Source organism: Roseobacter sp. HKCCD6576-2 (genome assembly GCF_013179285.1).
Classification (GTDB): Bacteria; Pseudomonadota; Alphaproteobacteria; order Rhodobacterales; family Rhodobacteraceae; genus Rhodophyticola; species Rhodophyticola oceani.
Genome location: NZ_WVNW01000001.1, coordinates 418,085 through 433,598 on the forward strand (window position 1 = coordinate 418,085; position 15,514 = coordinate 433,598).

The 15,514-nt window shown below is 59.8% G+C and carries 14 protein-coding genes and 1 tRNA gene; 11 read left to right on the forward strand and 4 right to left on the reverse strand.

Annotation, left to right across the window (positions count from 1 at the left end; genetic code table 11):
- Position 1 precedes the first annotated feature (1 nt).
- The gene (locus tag GTF44_RS02100; protein WP_171557167.1) at positions 2 to 829 is read right to left on the reverse strand and encodes an IclR family transcriptional regulator; all 828 of its coding nucleotides are present in this window, start codon (positions 827 to 829) and stop codon (positions 2 to 4) included.
- A gap of 161 nt (positions 830 to 990) precedes the next feature.
- Between GTF44_RS02100 and GTF44_RS02105 the strand changes: the two genes are divergently transcribed.
- The 9 genes from GTF44_RS02105 (at position 991) to GTF44_RS02145 (ending at position 10,582) form a co-directional block, all read left to right on the forward strand.
- Positions 991 to 2,253: an ABC transporter substrate-binding protein gene (locus GTF44_RS02105; protein WP_171557168.1), complete on the forward strand. Its 1,263-nt coding sequence runs from the start codon at positions 991 to 993 to the stop codon at positions 2,251 to 2,253.
- Between the two features lie 137 nt (positions 2,254 to 2,390).
- Positions 2,391 to 3,326 (forward strand): carbohydrate ABC transporter permease, encoded by a 936-nt coding sequence (locus GTF44_RS02110; protein WP_253261129.1) that lies wholly within the window; start codon positions 2,391 to 2,393, stop codon positions 3,324 to 3,326.
- 15 nt (positions 3,327 to 3,341) lie between these two features.
- A complete protein-coding gene (locus GTF44_RS02115) occupies positions 3,342 to 4,190 on the forward strand; it encodes a carbohydrate ABC transporter permease (RefSeq protein ID WP_145212737.1) in 849 nt (282 codons plus the stop codon).
- A 25-nt stretch (positions 4,191 to 4,215) separates the two neighbouring features.
- Positions 4,216 to 5,556 carry an alpha-glucosidase/alpha-galactosidase gene (locus GTF44_RS02120; RefSeq protein WP_216364844.1) on the forward strand — a complete coding sequence of 447 codons (1,341 nt, stop codon included), beginning with the start codon at positions 4,216 to 4,218 and terminating at the stop codon, positions 5,554 to 5,556.
- Positions 5,553 to 6,320: an SDR family NAD(P)-dependent oxidoreductase gene (locus GTF44_RS02125; RefSeq protein WP_171557170.1), complete on the forward strand. Its 768-nt coding sequence runs from the start codon at positions 5,553 to 5,555 to the stop codon at positions 6,318 to 6,320. The genes GTF44_RS02120 and GTF44_RS02125 overlap by 4 nt, the downstream gene beginning before the upstream one ends.
- Positions 6,317 to 7,240 carry a 2-dehydro-3-deoxygalactonokinase gene (locus tag GTF44_RS02130; RefSeq protein ID WP_171557172.1) on the forward strand — a complete coding sequence of 308 codons (924 nt, stop codon included), beginning with the start codon at positions 6,317 to 6,319 and terminating at the stop codon, positions 7,238 to 7,240. Before GTF44_RS02125 ends, GTF44_RS02130 begins: the two co-directional genes overlap by 4 nt.
- Positions 7,237 to 7,842, forward strand: a complete 606-nt coding sequence (locus GTF44_RS02135) for a 2-dehydro-3-deoxy-6-phosphogalactonate aldolase (RefSeq protein WP_171557173.1) — start codon at positions 7,237 to 7,239, stop codon at positions 7,840 to 7,842. Before GTF44_RS02130 ends, GTF44_RS02135 begins: the two co-directional genes overlap by 4 nt.
- The gene (locus tag GTF44_RS02140; RefSeq protein WP_171557175.1) at positions 7,839 to 8,690 is read left to right on the forward strand and encodes an SMP-30/gluconolactonase/LRE family protein; all 852 of its coding nucleotides are present in this window, start codon (positions 7,839 to 7,841) and stop codon (positions 8,688 to 8,690) included. The genes GTF44_RS02135 and GTF44_RS02140 overlap by 4 nt, the downstream gene beginning before the upstream one ends.
- Positions 8,687 to 10,582 carry a beta-galactosidase gene (locus tag GTF44_RS02145; RefSeq protein ID WP_171557177.1) on the forward strand — a complete coding sequence of 632 codons (1,896 nt, stop codon included), beginning with the start codon at positions 8,687 to 8,689 and terminating at the stop codon, positions 10,580 to 10,582. Before GTF44_RS02140 ends, GTF44_RS02145 begins: the two co-directional genes overlap by 4 nt.
- On the opposite strand, the gene GTF44_RS02150 is transcribed toward GTF44_RS02145, so the two are convergent.
- Positions 10,579 to 11,508 (reverse strand): isopenicillin N synthase family oxygenase, encoded by a 930-nt coding sequence (locus GTF44_RS02150; protein WP_171557179.1) that lies wholly within the window; start codon positions 11,506 to 11,508, stop codon positions 10,579 to 10,581. The genes GTF44_RS02145 and GTF44_RS02150 overlap by 4 nt on opposite strands.
- Positions 11,509 to 11,807: 299 nt before the next feature.
- Between GTF44_RS02150 and GTF44_RS02155 the strand changes: the two genes are divergently transcribed.
- Both GTF44_RS02155 and GTF44_RS02160 read left to right on the forward strand, forming a co-directional pair.
- Positions 11,808 to 11,884, forward strand: a tRNA-Met gene (locus tag GTF44_RS02155).
- Between the two features lie 372 nt (positions 11,885 to 12,256).
- Positions 12,257 to 12,664: a hypothetical protein gene (locus GTF44_RS02160; protein ID WP_171557180.1), complete on the forward strand. Its 408-nt coding sequence runs from the start codon at positions 12,257 to 12,259 to the stop codon at positions 12,662 to 12,664.
- A gap of 3 nt (positions 12,665 to 12,667) precedes the next feature.
- Here GTF44_RS02160 and GTF44_RS02165 read toward each other — a convergent pair whose 3' ends face one another.
- Positions 12,668 to 13,336, reverse strand: a complete 669-nt coding sequence (locus GTF44_RS02165; RefSeq protein ID WP_171557182.1) for a YjbF family lipoprotein — start codon at positions 13,334 to 13,336, stop codon at positions 12,668 to 12,670.
- Positions 13,333 to 15,492, reverse strand: a complete 2,160-nt coding sequence (locus tag GTF44_RS02170) for a YjbH domain-containing protein (protein ID WP_253261130.1) — start codon at positions 15,490 to 15,492, stop codon at positions 13,333 to 13,335. The genes GTF44_RS02165 and GTF44_RS02170 overlap by 4 nt, the downstream gene beginning before the upstream one ends.
- Positions 15,493 to 15,514: the final 22 nt, after the last annotated feature.

A 15,514-nucleotide genomic window follows, 5' to 3' on the forward strand; every position in this document is an offset into this window, starting at 1 on the left:
TCTAGCCCCTCCCGATTTTTTGTGTGTTGCCCGCATCTGGAAAGCGCCAACTTTGCGCCTCCTCCGCGATGGATTGTGCGGTGCGTTTGATCAAAGGCACGCGGTCTTCCAACGCGTCCAATGATGTGCGCTCGGTCGACGATGTGACCGAGAGCGCGCCTAGCATCCGACCGGTCGCAGTCAGAATCGGCAGCGCGACACAGATGATGCCTGGTTCATGTTCTTCCCGGTCGAAGGCGTAGCCATGCAAACGAATGCGCGCGAGCTCGGTCCGCAAGGCGGCTTCGGAACCAAGCGTGTGTTCCGTGAACCGATGATAGGATTGCTGCGCGAGGATCGGAGCTAGCTCGTCCTCAGGAAGAAAGGCGATCATCGCCTTGCCAACGCCGGTGCAATAGGCGGGGCCGACCTTGCCGGCCTGCGAATACATCGGCAGCGGCTCCCGCGCGTTGCGCTTGTCGACATAAAGAACCTGCGCCGCGTCAAGCTGCGCCAGATGCACGGTCTCACCGATCTGTTCGCTCAACGCGTCGATATGCGGCCGCGCGATTGGCGCGAGAGACGAGGTCTGCCACGCGGCATGGGCCAGCCGCACCAGACGGATGCCAAGCGCATAGGTCTGCCGTTCTGGATCATAGGCCAGCATGCCTTGGTTGGTGAGTGTTTGCAGGAAACGGTAGAGGGTGGCTTTGGGATAAGGGCTGTGAGCCAGCAATTCACCAAAGCGCACGGGGCGGCCAAACCCGGCCACCTCATCAAGAACGCCAAGCGCTTTGCCGACGGTTCCGTCGCCCGGTTTGTCGCCCGAATGATCCGCGGGTGTTGCCAAAACTGTTCCTCCCAATGGCCCCCTCCGTTTTCGATCTGCACTCTGACGGTGCGGAGGAAACTGTTGACAAGACTAAGCCGAGTTGCGTTATGATTTCAACATAAGAAACCAAGTTTCAAATAGTGAAACAAAATCCGATCCGGATCACTAGGGAGGACACCATGCGATCCATCTTTAAAACCGGCGCTGCGGCGCTGGCGGCGGCGACGATGTTGTCAGGCGCGGCTTTGGCCGAAGGCCATACCAATCTCGAAGGCACGCTGCGCATCACCGCCGATATGTCGAACCCCGGCCCGCGGGCTGTGATCGAAGGGCTGGCCGCCGAGTTCGGCGAGATGCACCCAAACCTTGAGGTCGAGTTGACCGTCGTTGATCGCGAGGCCTGGAAGACCCAGATCCGCAACGCACTCTCCGCCGATCCGCCTGATGTGATCAACTGGTATGCCGCCAACCGGATGGGGCCTTACGTGGATGCGGGCCTGTTTATGGACATCTCCGAATGGTGGGACGCTGGCGACTACGAAGGTCTCGAATCCGTGCGCGGCGCGATGACGATGAATGATGCGCAATGGGGCGTGCCTTACACCTACTATCAGTGGGGCATTTACTACCGTGAAGACATCTTCAACGAACTTGGCCTGAGCGAGCCGACGACCTGGGAAGAAGAGGTGGCCAACTGTCAGGTGATCGTCGATTCCGGCCGGGTTTGCTATGCGATCGGTTCGAAGTTCCTGTGGACCGCCGGTGGCTGGTTTGACTACCTGAACATGCGCACCAACGGGTTTGACTTCCACATGCAGCTCGCGCTGGGTGAAGTGCCTTGGACCGATGACCGTGTTCGCGCAACCTTCGACAACTGGCGCACGTTGATCGATATGGGCGCGTTCCTGGAAGATCACCAAAACTACTCCTGGCAGGAGGCGCTGCCCTTTGTCGTAAACGGCCAAGCCACCGCTTACCTGATGGGTAACTTCGTCGTCGATCAGCTGCGCTTGGCGGGCCTGACCGATGATCAGTTGGACTTCTATCAGTTCCCGATGATCAATGAGGGTCTCGAAATGGGCGAAGACGCCCCAACCGACACGTTCCATGTGCCGTCAGGCGCGCAGAACGTCGAGGCCGCGCGCGCCTTCCTGCAATTCGTGACGTCGCCTGACGTGCAGGGCCGGATCAACGGGCCTGATGGCTTGGGTCAGCTGCCGGTGAATGCCAATGCAGAAGTCGCGGATGATGAGTTCATCCAGCAGGGCTTCGAGATGTTGAGCCAGAACGCCACGGGCGGTATCGCGCAGTTCTTCGACCGCGATTTCCCGGCCGAGATGGCCTCGGTCGGTATGGAAGGTCTGCAGGAGTTCATGGTGTTCCCAGACAACCTGGATGACATCCTGGAGCGCCTGGAGGCGGCGCGCCAGCGGATCTACTGATCTTATAGAATATCGCATGCCCCGCCTCTTCTCGGCGGGGCATGATCCCTTCCCAAGGCAGGTCATTCGCAAGCCGCACCACCCCGCAGTTTTCGTATGGGCTCCCGCTGCCCCGTCCCGATTGAGGAGAGCTGGATATGAGCACAGAAGCAGCCGTTCCGATGGGCGATGGGCGTGACGCCCAGACCTGGATGCAGCGCAACAAGATGGTGGTGACGCCGATCCTGTTCCTGCTGCCTGGGTTCTTGTTCTTCGCGGTCTACGTCATCATCCCGATCTTTCAGTCGTTTCAGATTTCGCTCTACGAGTGGGATGGGTTGGGAGAGGCGACATTTGTCGGCGCCCGGAACTATCAGGAACTGCTGACCGACCGTAATTTCGAGATCTCGCTTTGGAACAACCTGAAATGGCTGGCGCTCTATCTGTTGGCGATCCCGGCGGGTTTGTTCATCGCGTTGTTTCTGAACCAGACAGTTGTTGGCATCCGGCTTTATAAGTCGCTGTTCTTCTTCCCCTTTGTCCTGTCGCAGGTCGTTGTAGGGTTGGTCTTCAGCTGGTTCTACCTGCCGCGCGAAGGATTGCTGAACAACGTCATCACCTTTTTCGGGTTTGAATCGGTCAACATCCTCGGCGACCCAACCCTTGCGACCTATGGGATCATCGCCGCCGGCCTCTGGCCGCAGACGGCCTATTGCATGATCCTCTATCTGACCGGTCTGAACGCGGTGGACCCGGAGCAGGTGGAGGCCGGGCGGCTTGATGGCGCAAAGGGCTGGAAAATGCTCTGGCACGTGATCCTGCCGCAGTTGAAACCAGCGACCTTTATCGCCTTTGTGGTGACGATCATCGGCGCGCTGCGGTCTTTCGACCTGATCTCGATCATGACCAATGGCGGGCCGTTTGGGTCAACCCGCGTGCTCAGCTTCTACATGTTCGAACGCGCGCTGAGCGAGTTTGGGTTCCGCATGGGCTATGGCTCGGCCATCGCGGTGGTGCTGTTCATGATCATGCTGGTCTTCATCGGGTACTTCCTCTGGTCGATGTACCAAGAAGAACGCGAAGCGCGGCGCTAAGGGAGGGCCTCAGATATGTTTCCGACACCGATCGAAAAACGCTCCCGCGCGGCGCAACTGACCTATCAATCGCTCTTGCCGCTGGCGCTTATCATGTGGCTCGCGCCACTGATCGCGGTGATGATCTTCTCGATCCGGCCCTTTGCCGATTTCACCAATGGCAACTATTGGGGGGTGCCGTCCTCCTTCGACCTTGTTGCGAATTATGGGCGGGTGTTCTTCGAATCCGACATGCCGCAATACCTGGTGAACTCGATCCTGATCACTGTGCCGACTGTGATCGGCGCCGTGGCGTTGAGCTGCATGACGGGTTTTGCGCTCGGGATTTACCGGTTCCGCGGCAACCTCTTGATCTTCTTCATGTTCATCGCGGGGAATTTCGTGCCGTTCCAGATTTTGATGGTGCCGGTGCGGGATCTGACGGTGGATATGGGGCTTTATGACACGAAGCTCGGCCTAGTCCTCTTCCATATCGCGTTCCAGACCGGGTTCTGTACGCTTTTCATGCGGAACTTCATCCGTGCGCTGCCCTATGAGTTGATCGAGGCCGCGCGGGTCGAAGGCGTCGCGGAATGGCGGATTTTCTGGTACGTTGTCTTGCCCTTGATGCGGCCCGCCATCGCAGCCTTGGCCGTCTTGATCTTCACCTTCATCTGGAACGACTATTTCTGGGCGATCGTGTTGACCCAAGGCCCCGATGCGCAGCCGGTGACCGCTGGGATAACGCAATTCAACAGCCAGTTCGTGGCACAGTACCATCTGATGAGTGCAGGAAGCATCGTGGCGGCGATCCCGCCGGTGGCGATCTTCTTCCTGATGCAGAGACACTTCATTGCGGGTTTGACCCTCGGTGCGGTGAAATAACGAGCAACACATACGGATACCAACGATGACGAAGCTTGCCTTTATTGGCGCAGGGTCCACGATTTTTATGAAGAATATCGTGGGAGACATGTTGCATTTTCCAAGCCTGGCGGATGCGCAGATCTCGCTTATGGATATTGATCCGGTGCGGTTGGAGGAATCCGCCTTGGTCGCGCGGAAGATGATCCAGACCATGGGTGCCAGTGCCACGGTGGAGGCAACCACAGACCGCGCCCGCGCATTGGACGGCGCTGATTTTGTGGTAACCGCGTTTCAAATCGGCGGTTATCGCCCCTCGACCGTCATCGATTTTGACATCCCGCGCAAATACGGGCTGCGGCAGACGATTGCCGACACATTGGGCGTCGGCGGGATCATGCGGGGGCTGCGCACCGTGCCGCATCTTTGGGCCGTGGCCGAGGATATGGCGCGGCTCTGCCCCAACGCGCTGCTCATGCAATACGTCAATCCGATGGCGATCAACACATGGGCCCTGGCGGAGCGCTATCCGCATGTCAACCAAGCGGGCTTGTGTCATTCGGTGCAAAACACAGTTGAAGAGATGGCGCATGATCTCGACCTGCCGGTTGAGGAAATCCGACACCGGGTGGCTGGCATCAACCATGTGGCCTTTTTCCTGAAACTCGAACATCAGGGCCGTGACCTCTATCCCGCCTTGCAGGACGGGTATCGCGCTGGGCGCTTGCCGAAAGCGCCATTGATGAACCTGCGCTGCCCCAACAAGGTGCGCTATGAGGTGATGGAGCATCTGGGCTATTTCTGCACCGAGAGCTCCGAGCATTTTGCGGAATATGTGCCTTGGTTCATCAAGGATGGCCGGGGTGATCTGATCGAAGAATTTGGTATCCCGCTGGATGAATATCCCAAGCGCTGCGAAGAGCAGATGGCCGATTGGTCAGCGCAGGCCGAGAGCTATCGCGCGGCAGAGACGGTTCAGGTCAGCAAGAGCCATGAATTCGCCGCCGAGATCATGAATGCCATGGTCACGGACAGCCTCATCACGATCACGGCGAACCTGCCGAACCGCGGGCAGGTGCCGCAGCTTCCGAACGGCGCGGCGGTAGAGACCCCAACGCTGGTCGATGGCAACGGGCTTCAGCCGACGCTGATTGATGATATCCCACCGCAGCTCACCGCGTTGATGCGGACCCAGATCAACGTGCAGGAACTTGTCGTAAAGGCGCTCACCGAAGAGAACCGCGAACACATCTATCACGCGGCCTATATGGATCCGCACACGGCGGCCGAGTTGGATTTGCGACAAATCCGGAGCTTGGTCGATGACCTGATCGCCGCCCATGGCGCGATGCTGCCCGACTGGTGCCGCGATCGGAGAGCCGCATGAGTGACCCGATTTATCCCGACCTGAATGGCGCGTCGGTTTTTATCACCGGCGGCGGGTCGGGGATTGGGGCATCGCTGACCGAAGGCTTCTTGCGTCAGGGGGCGAAGGTCGCCTTCGTGCAGCGTTCGGATGCGTCTGATTTCGTGATGAGGATGGAGGCGGAAACCGGCAATCGTCCGCTGTTTTTACCCTGTGACATCACCGATATCGCGCGGCTCAAGTCCTGTATCGCCGAGGCGTCGGAGGCGCATGGGCCGGTGACCGCGTTGGTCAACAATGCCGCCAATGACAAGCGCCACAAGACCGAAGAGGTCACAGAAGAGTTTTGGGACTGGTCGCAGGCGATTAACCTCAAAGTCTATTTCTTCGCCTGCCAAGCCGTGGTGCAAGGCATGCGCAACGCGGGCGGCGGCGCGATCGTAAATTTCTCCTCGGTGTCCTATATGATGGGCAATGCGGGCTACCCGTCTTACACCAGCGCCAATGGCGGAATTACGGCGATGACACGCAGCTTGGCGCGCGAGTTTGGGCCCGACAAAATCCGCGCCAACGCGTTGCTGCCGGGCTGGGTTTTGACCGATAAGCAGCTCGAGTTGTGGGCAAGCCCCGAGGACCTCGCCGCGCATATGGACAAGCAGTGTTTGAAAGAGCATCTGGCGCCCCGCGATATTGTCGGTGGGACGTTGTTTTTGGCCTCCGATGCGAGCCGGATGATGACGGGCCAAGTGATGGTCATTGATGGCGGCGTGGTGTTTTCTGGATGAGCGCCGGAGCTGCATATGCCGATTGGATCGCGGTCGATTGGGGCACGTCGCGCCTGCGCGTCTGGGCGATGGCGGCGGATGGAACGATCCGCGCCGAGGCGGCCTCGGACGACGGGATGGGCGGGCTGGCCCGCGATGGGTTTGAACCGGCGCTGTTGAAACTGGTGGCGCCCTGGCTGGGGTCGGTGCCGGTGCCGGTGCCGGTGGTGGCCTGCGGTATGGTTGGGTCCCGCCAAGGCTGGGCCGAGGTTCCCTATCGCGCCGTGCCTTGTGCCCCGGGCGCTTTGCAGCCTGTGCCAGTGGCGACGCAGGATGGGCGTATCCGATTGTTCATTATGCCGGGGGTGAGCCAGGCGAAACCAGCTGATGTAATGCGCGGCGAAGAAACCCAGATCGCGGGATTTCTTGTAGAAGAACCAGGGTTTGATGGCGTGCTCTGCCTGCCCGGGACCCACACCAAATGGGTCCATATCAGCGCCGGCGAAATTGTCAGTTTCCAGACCTTTATGACCGGTGAGCTGTTCCGCTTGATCTCGGAGGAAAGTGTGCTGCGGCATGGGATTGCCAACGAGGGATTTGATCAAGCGCGTTTTGAAAGCGCTGTTGCGGACGCCCTGTCACGACCTGAACGTCTGGCGCAGCGGCTGTTTGCCATTCGGGCCGAGGGCGTGTTGCAGGGGCTGACCCCTGAGGCGGCCCGGTCGCAGCTCTCCGGTGAGCTTATTGGCGCGGAGCTGGCCGCCGCGCGGCCCTATTGGTTGGGGCAGGAAGTGGTTGTCGCCGGTGCGCCGGCGCTGGCCGCGCTCTACGGCGATGCGCTGCAGGCGCAAGGCGTATCCGCGCGGGTCTTAGATGCGGGGCCCCTCACACGGATCGGCCTTGGCCGGGCCTATACCACCATTTCGGAGACAACTGCATGAGCCGACCTCTGATCGCCATTTTGCGGGGCATTACCCCTTCGGAGGCCGCGCCGGTCGCGGGCGCGCTGATCGAGGCGGGGATCGACCGGATCGAGGTGCCGCTGAATTCACCCGACCCGCTGGATAGTATCGCGGTGATGGTGCAGAGCTTCGGCCAGGACGCGTTGATCGGCGCGGGGACGGTTTTGACCCGCCAGGATGTGGCCCATGTTGCCGGGGTTGGCGGACGCCTGATCGTGTCGCCGAATTTTGATGCCGAGGTGATTGCAGCGACGAAAGCGGCGCGGATGCAGAGCTTTCCCGGCGTGCTGACGCCTTCGGAGTGTTTTGCCGCGTTGAAAGCAGGCGCCGACGGGCTGAAGATTTTCCCGAGCCATTTGATGGGGATCGAAGGTCTGAAAGCGCTCCGGGCTGTGCTGCCGATTGGTACGCAGGTCTATATGGTGGGCGGCGTCGGCCCGAAGAACTTCGCCGACTGGATCGCGGCCAGCGCCGATGGGTTCGGCCTGGGCACCGGCATCTATACGCCCGGCCTGAGCGTCGCGGATGTGACCGCGCGGGCCGCAGAGATCGTGGCGGCTTATGACGAGGCGGTGGCATGACGGCAGAGGTCTTTGACGACCATCGGAATCTGCTTGGCGAGGGGCCGCTTTGGCATCCGCGCTTGGGGCAGCTCTTTTGGTTCGACATCTTGGGAAATCGGCTGTTTACCAAGCCCGACGAGACCCGGCAGGACTGGGTATTCGACCGCCATGTCTCGGCGGCCGGTTGGGTGGATGACACGGCGCTTTTGGTTGCGACCGAGACCGACCTGATCCGGTTCGATGTCACAAGCGGGGCGTTAGAGCATGTGATTGCGCTCGAGGCCGACAACCCGCTGACGCGGTCAAATGATGGTCGCGCAGACCCCTTCGGCGGGTTCTGGATCGGGACGATGGGCAAGCAGGCGCAAACCGACGCGGGCGCGATTTACCGTTATTATCGGGGCGAGCTGCGGCAGCTCTTCGAGAAGATCAGCATCCCCAATGCGATCTGCTTTGCGCCTGACGGCGCGCATGCCTATTTCGCCGACACAAAGCAGCGGCTCATCTGGCGGCAGAGGCTGGACGGGCAGGGCTGGCCAAATGGCGATCCCGAGATGTTCATTGATCACCGCGAGACGGGGCGTGGGCCGGATGGTGCGATCGTAACCCAAGATGGTCTGTTTGTCTGTGCTGAATGGGGGTCATGGCGGGTCGCTGTTTATGATGCAGCCGGGGTCTTTCTCGAAGAGATCAAATTGCCGGCCGAACAGGCCTCGTGCCCCGCGCTTGGCCCGGGAAAGCTCTATGTCACCACCGCGCAGCAAGGCTTCACTGAAGAACAGCTTGCAGCGCAGCCGCAGGCCGGTATGACCTTCGTCACCGACACCCATCTGATTGGGCAAGATGAGCATCAGGTCATCCTGTGAAACGTACACTCGGCACGTGCTATTACCCTGAACATTGGCCCGAGGAGATCTGGGCCGAGGACGCGGCCCGCATGGCCGATCTTGGCCTGACTTGGGTGCGGATTGGCGAATTTGCCTGGTCACGTTTGGAACCAACCCCTGGCGAGTTACAGTTTGACTGGCTGGACCGGGCGTTTGAGGTGCTGGGGCAGGCGGGGTTGCGCATCGTTCTGGGCACACCGACGGCGACACCGCCCCGATGGATGCTCGACAGACACCCGGACATGCTGGCCGTGGATGCAGAGGGCCGCGCGCGCGGCTTCGGATCACGGCGGCATTACTGCTTTTCGCATGAAGGCTATCGCGCGGAGGCGGTGCGGATCACGACGCTTCTGGCGGAGCGCTATGGGCGGCATCCGGCGCTTGGGGCGTGGCAGACGGATAATGAGTATGGCTGCCACGATACGGTGATCTCCTATTCCGATGCGGCGCGTCATGCGTTCCGTGATTGGTTGGCGCAGAAATACCAATCGCCCGAGGCGTTGAACCGCGCTTGGGGCAATGTGTTCTGGTCGATGGAATATCGGGACTTCGACGAGATCGACCTGCCGAACCTGACGGTGACCGAGCCGAACCCGTCCCACGCGATGGATTTCCGGCGGTTCTCCTCGGATCAGGTGGTGCGGTTCAATGGTGCGCAGGTGGCCGCGATCCGGGCGCGGTCTGATGCGCCGATCAGTCATAATTACATGGGTCGGACCACAGAGTTCGATCATTTCGCCACCGGCGATCAGATGGAGATCGCGACCTGGGACAGTTATCCACTGGGTTTCTTGGAAGACCGGTTGGAGGACTCTGCCGAACACAAGCGCCACTATGCGCATCAAGGCGACCCGGATTTCCAGGCGTTTCACCATGACCTTTATCGTAGCGTCGGCCAGGGCCGCTGGTGGATCATGGAGCAGCAGCCGGGGCCGGTGAATTGGGCGCCGCATAATCCCGCGCCTCTGCCCGGCATGGTCCGGTTCTGGACCTGGGAGGCCTTTGCCCATGGTGCCGAGGCGGTATGCTATTTCCGGTGGCGGCAGGCTCCCTTTGCGCAGGAACAGATGCATGCCGGGCTTTTGCGCCCCGATAGCGCCGAGGCGGCTGGCTATGCCGAGGCCGCAGCGGTTGCGGCAGAATTGGCTGATGCCCCAGAGGTCGAAACCGCTCAAGCCCCTGTGGCGCTGATCTTTGACTACCAGGCCGCGTGGTCTTGGGATGTGCAGCCGCAAGGACGGGGATGCGATTACTTCCGATTGGTGTTTGAGATCTATCGCGGGTTGCGAAAGCTGGGCCTGTCGATCGACATCCTGCCGCCGGAGACGCGGGATTTCGAGGGCTATGCAATGATCCTGGCCCCCGGGTTGGAGATGCCGCCGGACGGCCTGATTGCGGCGCTGCGGGCCTCCGAGGCGCAGGTGCTGCTTGGGCCGCGCTTTGGCACGAAAACCCAAGGCTTTGCGATCCTCGTGCCGTTGCCGCCCGCGATCCCCGATCTGGATATCCAGGTGGCGCGGGTCGAAACGCTGCGCCCGGATATGCCGGTGCCTGTTGATGGCGGTGGAGCGATCACCTTGTGGCGGGAGGACTTGCTGGGCGGTGCCGAGGTTCTTGACCGCGATGCGAATGGCCGACCGGTTTTGGTGCGGTCGGGCGCGGTGCATTATCTCGGCGGGTGGCCTGACCCGGACTATCTGGCGCGCGTGTTGACCCGGTTAGCAGAGCGCGCTGATGTGCCGGTCCTCGACTTGCCGCAAGATATCCGCCTGCGCCAATCAGGGACGACGCAGTATGTCTTCAACCACGGGCATGAGCCCGTGACATTCGGGGGCGAGATTATCCCGCAAGCGGGTGTGTTGCGCCGCTAGCTCTTGGGCACCGGAGCGTTATAGGTCACATCCAGACGCGATTGCAGATAGTCGGCTGCCCGAATGGCCGGATATTTCGGGGCTCCGGTGCCCGGCAAGGCCTCGACAATAACATCCGGGTTTGCCTCAACAAAAAATGCTACCGAGCGGCGTTGGTTTTTGGGGCGCAACACCCGATGCGGGGTCGAGACATAAATGTCGTTGGTCCATCGCATTAGGCAATCGCCGATATTGACCACATAGGCGCTGGCAACATGCGGCACATCGATCCAATCTCCGCCGCGCGGTTTGACCTGCAACCCCGGCTCCCCATTCGTCATCAGCAGCGTGATCGCGCCATAATCGGTGTGGGCCCCAGCACCGATCTCGTTTTTGGCATCTCTGCCTGGCGGGTAATGCAACACGCGCAGCGCGGCCAGCGGGTCGATAAAGGCCGAGTCAAAATGGTGTTCGGGCAGTCCGAGATCGAGCGCGATGGCGCGATGCAGTTTGACCCCAAGCGCCAGCGCGGCATCGTAGTAGCGGAGCATTGTTTTGCGAAAGCCGGGCAGATCGGGCCATTGATTGACCCCACGAAAGGGATCACCCGCCAGCACTCTGGGATCATCGGCAGGAAGGTCGAGCCCCATATTAAAGCTCTCCTTGCGATCCGCCATGCCGCTTGCCTCATCGAGCGACTCCAACCCGTCATAGGCCCAGCCCCGATAGTGCGGCGTCTTGAGGATTGAGATGCTCTCCTTCTCCGCAGGCGGCAAGGCGAAGAACTGATCCGCTTTGTCAAAGACCTCTCTTTGTAGGGCGAGATCGACCCCATGCCCTTTGAGCAGGAAGAAACCGGTCTGTCGGGCTGCGATGCCCAGATCAGCGACGAAACCATTGCGGTCTTGGCCGGAAGCAAACCGCTGCCAGTCGAGTATCGGGATCATATTGGCACCTCTGATAAGGGGAGCGCGCACCGTTCTGGCCGGTGAGCCGTGCCGTCTTCGTGCGGGCATTCTGTAGGCGTATTGGACACGCGCATCTTGAAAAGGTCTCTGGTGTTTCGCCGATTTGGGTGGATGGAGTTTCAGATCCGCGATCTTTGGTCGGCGTTCAAGCTATCGTATCCTGCCTGCTGCGCAACCTGGTGACACGCCTCCTTGAAGCACCGCTGCTTCGGATGCCATTGCCCCGCGATTTTGAGGTTGACGGAGGCGCGTTGCTGTCTTAGCACCGCGCACGGTCCGGCGGAGTAGCTCAGTTGGTTAGAGCAGCGGAATCATAATCCGCGTGTCGGGGGTTCAAGTCCCTCCTCCGCTACCAAACCTCCTTGATGTCTTTGGATTATTTATCCGAATTTGGTTTGTGGTGACCAGAATAGAAGCGCTCAGTTCGAGTAAAGTGATTCAATTCCATCAATGACTTAGGCTTCAGAACACACAGCCAATATATGACTATTGCCACCAAAGCGATGCCCGAAGGTCTTCCTCTCGGCCATCGCTCTCACAGCCAATGTTCTGTTCTGGTTGTAAGTCAATCGGTTGAGAGCCGGGATATCGCTAAGTAGCCCTACAAACCGATATAAATCTCGTAAAATTGGTGTCGGGAGGCGAAAAACCACCGCCTCCCGACACCATTATGTGCCATTCGTCTCGATGAGCCGAAACATTACAACTCAGTTGCTGCTGGTTGAATATGTCAATTCACTACTACTGTTCCGGATGTACCGGACGTATCATCATCTCCTGCGGCAACGACAACCGCCAGCAAGAGCAAGCCACCGATGATTGCGCCGGCGGTTGCCCCTCCGGTTGCTCCCGCAAGGACTTCGCTGCCTGGAGTGCCGGCCGGCAACTCTTCGACAAGGCAAACAGCTTGACCTGCGGCATTCTGACCAACTGTTCCACCAAGTTCGGTAACGCAAGCGTCGGCTGTAACCTGGGCCATTGCAGGTACGGTCGACATGAGCGCAAGGGACGCAGCTGCAAGGAGATTGATACTGTGTTTCACGGCACCACCATTTGTTTGGGAATAGAGATTATTTTGTATCACGACCACAAGATCACATCAATGGCGCAACCAGTCTTTCTCTGGTCTTGGTAAAGTCTATCGAAACAGCCGTTCGATCTGGAAATACCCGAGCGATGGGCTCACATATTGAATAGATCGCCAAATAAACCCGTCGGACCCTATCCAATAGCTATTGCGAATCTCTTCATCGCTTGACCGACACTCCTCGATAACCGCCGTCGTCGAAATGTCCCGGTCAAAGATCGTGATGACCTCGGGCCCGGTATCCGAGAAACTACAGACCATTGACCGAGTGTAGTCGTCATCCTCGCCATCGAGAAACCGCATGACCCGCACTGCGATGGCTCCCTCGCCTATTCGTAATGCTTCAACGACGTCTTCAACATCGGAGCTGATGAGATCGTCGCCATAGCCACGGGTCGCCGTTAGGATCCCGTCATCCAGAAGGACAACTCCAGCCTGATCAAGACCGGCCCAGGAAGAATAGCGCCCAGCTCGACCGGTGGAGATCATCGTGCCTGAGCCAGACAGTTGCAGTGTATCAACAAGGATAACGGGGGTCGCCGCGCGATCGATGATCTCACGGTTCAGAACGACGCGCGGATCTTGGGGGGTAGCGTTGCCGCCGACAGCGCCTGCCAGCAATCCGCGTGCAATTTGCAAGGGCTGTTGATTGTTGTCTGTGCCGCAGGCCGCAAGAAGGCCAAAGGACAGGACCAAGACGAGTTTCGACAGGAGCTTCATCGCCAGAACCGTCCCCACTGATCATTAAGGCTGGGCGCATGGTAATCGCGGACCACGTCATGCAAGCGGTTACGCACACTCAGGCGTGCGCCGCCATCCCGCAAGACCGGTCGGATGGTAAAGGCTTGCTCGGTACGGGTCGACTGGCCAGTGAACCACGACAACGGAACAGTCAGGCGGATGCCTTTGTCGAAAGACCCCTCGCCGAATTCTTCGGAACTCACATCCGTTAGCGTGGCGAAGGCACCAATGCGCCAGCCATTATCGAAGGTCCGGTCCACGCTCAGCGTCGCCCCCCAATCGCCTGCGAGGTAGCGACCGACATCAATCTGTATGTCATAGTCATCTGCCAGCGAGAAATAGGCTGAGGCATGGCCTGTGGTGACGGAATAGTCTTGAAAGCCGAAGCGTTGGTCGAAGTCGCGCTGCTGAACATGGTTCACCTCGATCCCGAGGCCAAACTGGCTGTTGACGGGCATCCAGAGCAGTTCAGCGGAGAGGCCGCCATACATCTCTTCGAGATAGCCGAAGGTGACACGAGAATAGAAGTCGGGTGCGGGACGGCCAAAGTGTTCGAGGGTCAGGTGCCGGATCGCAACATCGGCCTCTCGGTCATAGAGATTTGAGTCTGACCTAACGCGCGGCAAGACGGAGTTCGAGGCTCGTGTCGATTCGTCCAGTGTTCCGAACGCTGCCCCACGGAGCGCGCCGGATAGGGTGAGACCGGGCCGGATGTCGTAACTGGCGCCCAGTTCCACGCCGACATTGTAGCGAAGTGGGTCATCGGGGTCGAAAAGCGAGGTTTCGATATAGGGGCCAAGTGACCAGTCAAGCCGTGGATAGGCGACTGTGTTGGTTTGCATGCCCGCGTCGCTAAGCCCTGCCGCGTCGGTTATCGTTGCCCGACCGTATGAGAGAAAGGTTCCGTCTGGGTGGTATTGTAGCTCTTCGAGATCGGACCTGTTCAAGATGGTCAGAGAGAGAGGGATGCCTTCGGCCAAGAACACAATCTCGAAGGTCTCGACAGAGGGGGGAAGCGTCGCGCTCATCGCGCGTGCGATTCGGCCGAGCGCCTGTGCCTCAGCGTCATAGCGTTCGTTCACAACCGAGATGCGTGCGGTGCTGGCGTTCACAGACAGGCTCTCGACAGCGATGCCCTCATTGACGAGCGCCCGCGAAAGGGTTGTGCGCAGCGTCGCCGCCGCATTGACGTCGGAGGCCCAAGCCGTCGCGTAAGGGAGCGTCGTCGGATCCCGCACTTCAACGGGTCTGGCCATTGGGTCGCGCCCACCGATGACTGGCGGGCGGACCGGGTTTAACGCAAAGGTCAGCGATAGGCCGAGCTCTGCGCCATGCATGTACCGTGCGCCCAAAACTGCACCGTTATCGAAACGATAGGTCAGGCCAAGATTGACGGGACTTTCCTCGGTGAAAACTCCGTCGGCCTGCTCGGCGCTATAGGTGTCAGAGGAGTACTCTAACTGAAAAGCCAGCCGGTCATTAACCTGCCATTCGATGCCGCCAAACACGGCCGCATCCCCCCTGAACCATTGCCCGGTGTTGAACGTTCCGCCAAGGCCATCGAACCCGGGGCGGGTATCAAACCGATCGTCAATCGATCCGAGCGGGTTTGAAAATCCATTTCGGGTTCCAAGCCGCCCCCACCCCAGACCGAGCGTGACCGCGACTTGATCCTCAGGGCCAAAATGCCGACTGGCCACGAGATATTCCGAACCATAGACGCCTGTCCCGCCAAAATCCCGCAGACCAACGGCGACAGCAGGCCAGATGCCATCTTCCTCCAACAGGCTGAAATGCAGGTCAAAACTGCGGTCATAGAAGACAAAGTCGGATGCCGGCGTGGTTGTCCCGGGCGAGAATCCGCGCAGACCAGAGTAGCGGAAGCTGCCCGTCAGACGCGGCGTAATCTGGAAGCTGAGCGTGCCACGAGTCTGGCCGGCGAATGTCGAGACCGTCCCCGCAAGGTCGCCATCGGGCATGCGGAATGCACTGGGTATGTCGAGCAACCCAGGCAAGCCATAGCTGTTCAGTGTCGTCCGAGCCGGCGCTTCCTGTGCCAAGGCGGCCGATCCAAGCGGGTTCCCGCCGAGCAGGCCCACCAGACAGGCCAGGATCATACCCGGCACCTTGTTCATTCGGGGGAACTGCACGGTGATG

Coding starts and splice junctions, on each gene's coding strand:
- GTF44_RS02160 (WP_171557180.1), top strand. CDS start 12,257: ATGTCAATTCACTACTACTGTTCCGGATGTACCGGACGTATCATCATC.
- GTF44_RS02140 (WP_171557175.1), top strand. CDS start 7,839: ATGACGGCAGAGGTCTTTGACGACCATCGGAATCTGCTTGGCGAGGGG.
- GTF44_RS02125 (WP_171557170.1), top strand. CDS start 5,553: ATGAGTGACCCGATTTATCCCGACCTGAATGGCGCGTCGGTTTTTATC.
- GTF44_RS02150 (WP_171557179.1), bottom strand. CDS start 11,508: ATGATCCCGATACTCGACTGGCAGCGGTTTGCTTCCGGCCAAGACCGC.
- GTF44_RS02110 (WP_253261129.1), top strand. CDS start 2,391: ATGAGCACAGAAGCAGCCGTTCCGATGGGCGATGGGCGTGACGCCCAG.
- GTF44_RS02120 (WP_216364844.1), top strand. CDS start 4,216: ATGACGAAGCTTGCCTTTATTGGCGCAGGGTCCACGATTTTTATGAAG.
- GTF44_RS02165 (WP_171557182.1), bottom strand. CDS start 13,336: ATGAAGCTCCTGTCGAAACTCGTCTTGGTCCTGTCCTTTGGCCTTCTT.
- GTF44_RS02170 (WP_253261130.1), bottom strand. CDS start 15,492: ATGAACAAGGTGCCGGGTATGATCCTGGCCTGTCTGGTGGGCCTGCTC.
- GTF44_RS02105 (WP_171557168.1), top strand. CDS start 991: ATGCGATCCATCTTTAAAACCGGCGCTGCGGCGCTGGCGGCGGCGACG.
- GTF44_RS02135 (WP_171557173.1), top strand. CDS start 7,237: ATGAGCCGACCTCTGATCGCCATTTTGCGGGGCATTACCCCTTCGGAG.
- GTF44_RS02130 (WP_171557172.1), top strand. CDS start 6,317: ATGAGCGCCGGAGCTGCATATGCCGATTGGATCGCGGTCGATTGGGGC.
- GTF44_RS02115 (WP_145212737.1), top strand. CDS start 3,342: ATGTTTCCGACACCGATCGAAAAACGCTCCCGCGCGGCGCAACTGACC.